Annotated in this window: 1 protein-coding gene; it reads left to right on the top strand. The window is 31.8% G+C overall.

Translation table 11 applies throughout. The features are described 5' to 3' along the window. Positions 1-38 precede the first annotated feature (38 nt). Entirely contained in the window at positions 39-683 is a 645-nt protein-coding gene (locus V7183_RS25550) for a hypothetical protein (protein ID WP_335361290.1), read from the top strand. Positions 684-800: the final 117 nt, after the last annotated feature.

Genomic DNA, 800 nt, shown 5'->3' on the forward strand with positions numbered 1-800 from the left:
ATCAAAATGGATATATATTATGAAAAGAGGAAAAACATATGAATATAGAAACACTAGAAACACCCCATATTAAAGAGGCAGCTAGCTTAATTGCACATTCTTTTGTAAAAAGTGAACCCCTTGTGAGTGGGTTGCAAATCCCTCTTACACCTTTTCAAAAAATGTGTGAAGAGATGGTAAATCAAGCTGTTTCTCAATCTATGTCATTTGTAGCAATGAAAAACTCTCAAATAATAGGCGTTCTTTTAGCAAGGAAAGTAACTCAGCCACTAATCGATAAAGAAAAAGCAACCCAAATCTGTCCTCAAATGGATCCAATTTTTCATCTACTAGATGCGTTAGAAACAGATTCAATAGAATTCTCCCGTCTAGATAAAGAAAAATTGGTCTACCTAGATATGGGAGCTTGTCATCCAGATTGGATGGGAAACGGAGTAGTCACTGCTCTTATCTCACATGCAATTCAAGAAATAGCTAAGAGAGATTTTGATTTGATTGGTGCTTGTACAAATAGCATTTCTCAACAAATACTTAAAAAACATTATATACCTATGGAAATTAATGAAATAGTATATAGTAATTTCCCGTATAAGGGAACATATCCTTTTACAAATATAACAGCTTCTTTAACAGCTCAATTACTATATATACCTCAATCACAATTAATGATTAAAGCTATTTAAACTTTTAGAGACAAATATATATTTCAAGATTCAGATGCAAATTCTACCCTATTTACACCTGAATCTTGAACACCTTAATACCATACTATATTTTAACCATATTCATCCCTATAATTA

This window comes from Bacillus sp. JJ1127 (genome assembly GCF_036965845.1).
Taxonomy (GTDB): Bacteria; Bacillota; Bacilli; order Bacillales; family Bacillaceae_G; genus Bacillus_A.